This window comes from Bartonella queenslandensis AUST/NH15, from assembly GCF_000312585.1.
Lineage (GTDB): Bacteria > Pseudomonadota > Alphaproteobacteria > Rhizobiales > Rhizobiaceae > Bartonella > Bartonella queenslandensis_A.
The window spans coordinates 10,263-16,355 of record NZ_HE998014.1 but is presented as its reverse complement, the minus strand read 5'-3'; the positions used below and the strand labels follow the sequence as shown (position 1 = coordinate 16,355).

Genomic DNA, 6,093 nt, shown 5'->3' with positions numbered 1-6,093 from the left:
CTGGATGCAACCAATAATATTGATGAATTTTTTAACGAAATAAGCCTATAGATATCTCAAAACAGCTGATGAGGTGATTTTAAATGGCAGAATTAAAGGCACATGCGGCTCTTTTAACCTATCGGATGATTGGTTTTTGCTTATGTCCTGTTATCCCTTTTTATTTGTTTTTTCGTGCTATCCGTGGAAAAGAAGAGTGGCGTCGCAAAAAAGAGCGTTTAGGTAAAAGCTCCCTTCGACGTCCCCAAGGTTCGTTAGTTTGGTTGCATGCAGCAAGTGTTGGAGAAACACTTGCACTTGTTCCACTTATTAATCATATTTTATCATTAAAAATCAATGTATTATTGACAACGGGGACAGTGACATCTTCCTCTCTTGTGAAAAAACATTTTGGTAATCGATTGATTCATCAATATGCTCCTTTGGACTTAGATTTTGTAGTGCGGCGTTTTATTCGTCATTGGAAGCCTGATCTCGTTTTAATTTGTGAATCGGAAATTTGGCCTCTGCGTATTAAAGAACTTGCTAAAATGCATATTCCGCAGATTTTGGTTAATGCCCATATGTCTGAACGTTCTTTTAAAGCTTGGCAAAAACGGCGTGTTCTTGCCAAACATATTTTTAAGGATATTGATTTGGCAATTAGTCAGAATGAAAGAGATGTCATTTATTACCATACACTTGGTGTAAAATCTGTTACATTTTCTGGTAATCTCAAGGCTGATGTTTTTTTAGTTGAAGATCAAACATTGCTTGCGCGTTATCGTAATGCTATCGGAAATCGTCCAGTTTGGGCCGCTATTTCAACGCATGAAGGAGAAGAGGAGATTGCTTTTGAGGTTCATAAAATTGTTAAAAATTATTTGCCAGATTTATTGACAATTATTGTTCCTCGTCATCCTGAACGTTTAGAAGATCTTACCAAAAAATGTGATAATCAGAGTTTACGTTTTATTCGGAGAAGCAGAAATGCTATCCCAGATATGAATACCGACATTTTATGGGGTGATACGATTGGAGAAATGGGACTTTTTCTTCGTTTATCAAAAGTTTCTTTCGTTGGTAAATCGTTATGTGGAAAGGGTGGACATAATCCATTAGAGTTGGCTTTGCTTGGCTCTGCTATTTTAACAGGGCCTCATGTCTTAAATTTTCAAGAGATGTTCGAACAATTTTTAATGCGTGATGCAGCATATATGGTTCAAGATACAAAACAGCTTGCTATTCAGGTGTATAAACTTTTAACAAATGAAACATTGCGACAAGAAATGGTTGATAAGGCTCATGAGGTAGCAACAGGTATGGCTGGAGCACTTGAGCGCACGTTAAAGATTTTAGATCCGTTTTTACAACCCCTTGTCATACAAACAGGTTTACGTCAGCGTCAGGGTGGATATGCATATTAGTGCCCCCCATTTTTGGTGGAAAAATAAAAGCTTTTTGCGTTTTTTATTAACTCCAATTTCATGGGGGTATGGCTATTTTTCACGTCGTTTTATGGCAAGCCCCCCCCCCGTGATTGATCTTCCGGTTTTATGTATCGGGAATTTTACATGTGGTGGTACGGGTAAAACGCCGGTTGTTATTGCCTTTGCCAAAGTGGCTAAAGAACTTGGTTTTGTCCCTGGTATTGTATCACGTGGTTATGGTGGAGCAATTAAAGGAGTGCATCTTGTCAATGAGAAATATGATACTGCACGCGATGTTGGAGATGAGGCCCTTTTATTGGCACGGCATGCGTTTGTTGCTGTATCGGCTAATCGTTATGAAGCGGCACAACGGCTTAAGCAAGAGGGATGTAATCTTATTTTAATGGATGATGGCTTTCAAAGCCGCCGCCTTTATATGGATTATGCATTACTTGTTGTTGATGCGATGCGTGGTTTTGGCAATGGAGCTGTCTTTCCAGCAGGACCTTTGCGCGTACCATTAAAAACGCAATTTTCTTTTATGGATAGTGTTTTATTAATTGGTCACTCAGATGCACGTGATAATGTTTCTTTTCTTGTTGCATGTACTGGAAAGCCTTTGCATCGTGCTCATCTTAAGGCAAGTGCCTCTGATGAGGTTGCAGGAAAATCATTTTTGGCATTTGCAGGGATTGGCAATCCCGATAAATTTTTTCAATCCATTAAAGAATTATCTGGTCATGTGGTGCAAACTTACACGTATCCAGACCATTATTTTTTCACTGATGAGAATTTAACAAGCCTTATAGAAGAGGCTCAAATGCACAATTTATGGCTAGCGACAACAGCTAAAGATTATATCCGTATACAGACAATTCATACGCAAAAAGATTTGAAAAATCTTATTGTCTTTGATGTGGATGTCGATTTTATTCAAAAAGATTTCTGTCGTATGCTCCTTGAGGAGGTCATAACCCGCTTTAGAAAACGTTCCTGTGAATTTTCTTGTACGAAAGGCAAAGGCTAAATTTATAGCTTCCGAGGGTTTATTCTTCTTGTGTTTTTAACAGTTTTTTGAGATGTGGATTGCACTCAAGTTCGCGATGATAGGAGATTTCACAACTAGCATAGGCTTCTTGTCGGTGATGATTCCAATATTTTAAATCATCTATAGGGATTTTTTGTCCGCTAACAGCACAAATGGTGTAGGTTCCATATTCTATAATGTCATATCCATTATTGGAATAATGAATTTTTGCTTCACGTTCATCATTGGAAAACATGATAATTCCCTTTTCCTTGGTACAAGAGATCCGAGAAAAATGCCATAAGATATATTATAAAGTCGAGAGTAAATTTAAAAATATTTTTATTGTTAAAAGGATTAAGCATTTATTTTCTGCCAAAAAGCCGTTCTATATCTGCTAATTTGAGTTCAATATAAGTAGGACGTCCATGATTACATGTACTTGTATTGGGCGTTGCCTCCATTTGTCGTAACAGCGTGTTCATTTCTTCGGGATGTAAAAGGCGTCCTGATCGTATGGAGCCGTGACAAGCCATCGTTGCTGCAACGTAATCAAGCATTGCTTTTAAATTGTTTGTTGTATCATACTCAGCAGCTTCATCTGCGAGATCTTTAATAAGGGCTTGTACGTTCATTTCTCCTAACATGGAAGGCGTCTCACGGACAAGAATTGCACCAGGTCCAAATGGTTCTATTCCTAATCCAAATTTTTGCAAAGCATCTTTGTGCGTTAAAAGGCATGTTGCATCTTCTTCAGAGAGTTCTACAATTTCAGGAATGAGTAATAATTGTGAAGGAAGTGGTTTGGCATAAAGTGCATTTTTGAGTGCTTCATAAACTAATCGTTCGTGTGCAGCATGCTGATCGACAATGATCAAACTATCTTGAGTTTGGGCAATAATATAGTTTTTATGGATTTGTGCTCTGGCTGCACCTAGAGGATAAGATAACTCTTCTGATGAAGGTATAGTGCTTGGAATGTATGCATCTCCGCTTGGAGTATTTAAGCCTTCCATAATAGGAGTGGCATTTTCTTTTAAACCAAAAGAGCTGGTACTATCCAACGGCTTATGAACCATTGAAGACGTGGTAAAATTATGAGACTGCGGGCTGTAAGAAGAGGATTGGTAAGCATTTTTAAAATTGCCCAAAGATTGTTGTGCCGATGATTGTTGTGTTTGAAATGCAGTAAGCATTGCTTCAGAACGGGTTGAAGTAGGACGAATACCAGATTGCTGCAATGCTTCACGAATAGCTCCAACGATTAAACCACGAATTAATCCTGGATCACGGAATCGTACATCAGCTTTGGCTGGGTGGACATTAACATCTACTTCAGCAGGTGGAAGATCAATAAAAAGAATAGCAACAGGATAACGATCCCGTGTCATGACATCAGCATAAGCGCCTCGGATTGCACTCCATAGAAATTTATCACGCACAGGACGCCCATTAACATAAGCAAATTGATGAAGGCTGTTATTTCGGTTAAAAGATGGCAAACAAGCAAATCCCGTTAAGCGCACGGATTCGCGTTCAGCATTCAGTGCGATGCTGTTAGGGGCAAATTCTTTTCCCATAATTTGGGTAATACGTTGTAATTGTCCTTGCGTATTATTTTCTGTTGCAGAGAGTTCCATAGATGTTCTGTCTAGTCCGGAAAGAGAAAAACGGATATGCGGAAATGCAATAGCAATCCGCTTAATCATATCACTAATAGCATTTGTTTCAGCCCGATCAGTTTTCATAAATTTTAATCGTGCGGGCGTGACAAAGAAAAGGTCACGAACTTCAACAATTGTTCCTAGATTTGCAGCTGCTGGTTTGGGGCCTACAATTTTTCCTGCAGTCACGGAAATTTCAGCAGCATTCTCAGCCTCTTTTGTTCGTGAAATGAGTTTGAGTTTAGCAACAGAACCAATAGAGGGGAGGGCCTCTCCTCTAAATCCAAGGAAGCAGATATTGTGTACGTCATCGGTGATCTTTGAAGTACAATGGCGAGAAACAGCTAAAGTTAACTGATCTACCGGAATTCCACAACCATTATCACTTACCTTTATAAAATTTTTCCCACCATTTGCTGTAATAATTTCAATGCGCGTTGCACCAGCATCAATAGCATTTTCAACAAGTTCTTTGACAACATTTGCCGGCCGTTCAATAACTTCACCAGCGGCGATTTGATTAATAATATTTTCGCTAAGATGGCGTATAATCATGAATAAATTCTAACAGGATTTTTAAGGGGTTTCATAGAAAATTATGATAACATCAAAAATTATGATAACATCATTTGTGTAACATTCAAGAATGGGAAGGTATGAGAGGTATTATTTCTAAACACTATTTTTCTGAGAGAGTATTATACTCAATTTTTTCATTATTCGAAGTATTAATAAATTATTTGGAAAAATGAAAAAATAATTTTTATCATCCTAAAATAGCTTGCACCAATTTATCATCTAGGTCAAAAAAGAACAGTGTAAAAATGGAAGGCAATATATATGGCGCGTATAAGCGGTATTTTAGCAGATAGTGATATACAAGCATTGATTGATAATAACTTTCTGAAAGCTCAGAGTCCATTTGATAGATCTCAAATACAACCTGCAAGCCTTGATCTTCGTTTAGGAGAGAAAGCTTATCGTATACGTGCTTCCTTTATGCCAGGTCTTGATACAAAAGTTTTCGATAAGCTTGAACGGTTAAAGTTACATGAGTTTGATTTACGAAATGGAGCCGTTTTGGAAACGGGGTGTGTTTATATCGTTCCACTTTTAGAAAATTTGGCCTTACCAGAATTTTTATCTGCTAGTGCTAATCCAAAAAGCTCTACGGGACGATTAGATATTTTTACACGAGTTATTACGGACAATGCTCAAGAATTTGATAAAGTTTGTGCGGGTTATCATGGTCCGCTTTATCTGGAAATTAGTCCACGAACATTTCCAATTTTGGTACGCACAGGTTCGCATTTATCACAGCTTCGATTTAGAAAAGGGCAAAGTTATTTAAATGAAATCGAGCTGCATGCTTTGCAAAGGCAAGAAACGCTGATATCGGATGATCTTCCTAATATTAGCGCTGGTGGTATTGGGCTTTCCATTAATTTAAAAGGAGACGAAAATGGGCTGATAGGTTATCGTGGTAAACATCATACAAGTGTTATTGATATTGATAAACGTGCTACTGCCCCCCTTTTAGATTTTTGGGAACCTCTTTTTGATCGTGGTCAAAGGGAGCTGGTTCTTGATCCAGATGAGTTTTACATTTTAGTTTCACGAGAGTTTGTTCATGTGCCTCCATTTTATGCTGCAGAAATGACACCTTTTGATCCCTTAGTGGGTGAATTTAGGGTGCACTATGCAGGTTTTTTTGATCCAGGATTTGGACATAAGGAGGTGGGTGGTAAAGGTGCAAGAGCAGTTTTAGAAGTACGGAGCTATGAAGTTCCCTTTATCTTAGAGCATGGTCAAATTATTGGCCGTTTGGTTTATGAGCATATGCTTAATCGACCATCAGCCCTTTATGGACACGATGTTGGGTCACATTATCAAGCACAGGGGTTAAAATTATCCAAGCATTTTAAATGAGCTGGAAACTATGAATTTTGATAAAATACATTTTAAGTAAAAAAATTCTTCTTCACAAAATCGG

5 protein-coding genes are annotated in these 6,093 nt (G+C 38.0%); 3 read left to right on the top strand and 2 right to left on the bottom strand.

Features of this window, described 5'->3' with window-relative positions; genetic code table 11:
- Window positions 1-83 precede the first annotated feature (83 nt).
- Both waaA and lpxK read left to right on the top strand, forming a co-directional pair.
- On the top strand, window positions 84-1,406 hold the full coding sequence (waaA, locus tag BN338_RS09065; RefSeq protein ID WP_039761269.1) for a lipid IV(A) 3-deoxy-D-manno-octulosonic acid transferase: 1,323 nt from the start codon (window positions 84-86) through the stop codon (window positions 1,404-1,406).
- Window positions 1,396-2,436: a tetraacyldisaccharide 4'-kinase gene (lpxK, locus tag BN338_RS09060; RefSeq protein ID WP_039761268.1), complete on the top strand. Its 1,041-nt coding sequence runs from the start codon at window positions 1,396-1,398 to the stop codon at window positions 2,434-2,436. Before waaA ends, lpxK begins: the two co-directional genes overlap by 11 nt.
- Window positions 2,437-2,455: 19 nt before the next feature.
- On the opposite strand, the gene BN338_RS09055 is transcribed toward lpxK, so the two are convergent.
- Complete coding sequence (locus tag BN338_RS09055) at window positions 2,456-2,692, bottom strand: DUF2093 domain-containing protein (RefSeq protein ID WP_039761267.1); 237 nt, start codon at window positions 2,690-2,692, stop codon at window positions 2,456-2,458.
- 109 nt (window positions 2,693-2,801) lie between these two features.
- Entirely contained in the window at window positions 2,802-4,655 is a 1,854-nt protein-coding gene (gene mutL, locus BN338_RS09050) for a DNA mismatch repair endonuclease MutL (RefSeq protein WP_039761266.1), read from the bottom strand.
- Window positions 4,656-4,940: 285 nt separating this feature from the next.
- Here mutL and BN338_RS09045 point away from each other — a divergent pair, with 285 nt between their 5' ends.
- Entirely contained in the window at window positions 4,941-6,029 is a 1,089-nt protein-coding gene (locus tag BN338_RS09045; protein WP_039761265.1) for a 2'-deoxycytidine 5'-triphosphate deaminase, read from the top strand.
- Window positions 6,030-6,093: the final 64 nt, after the last annotated feature.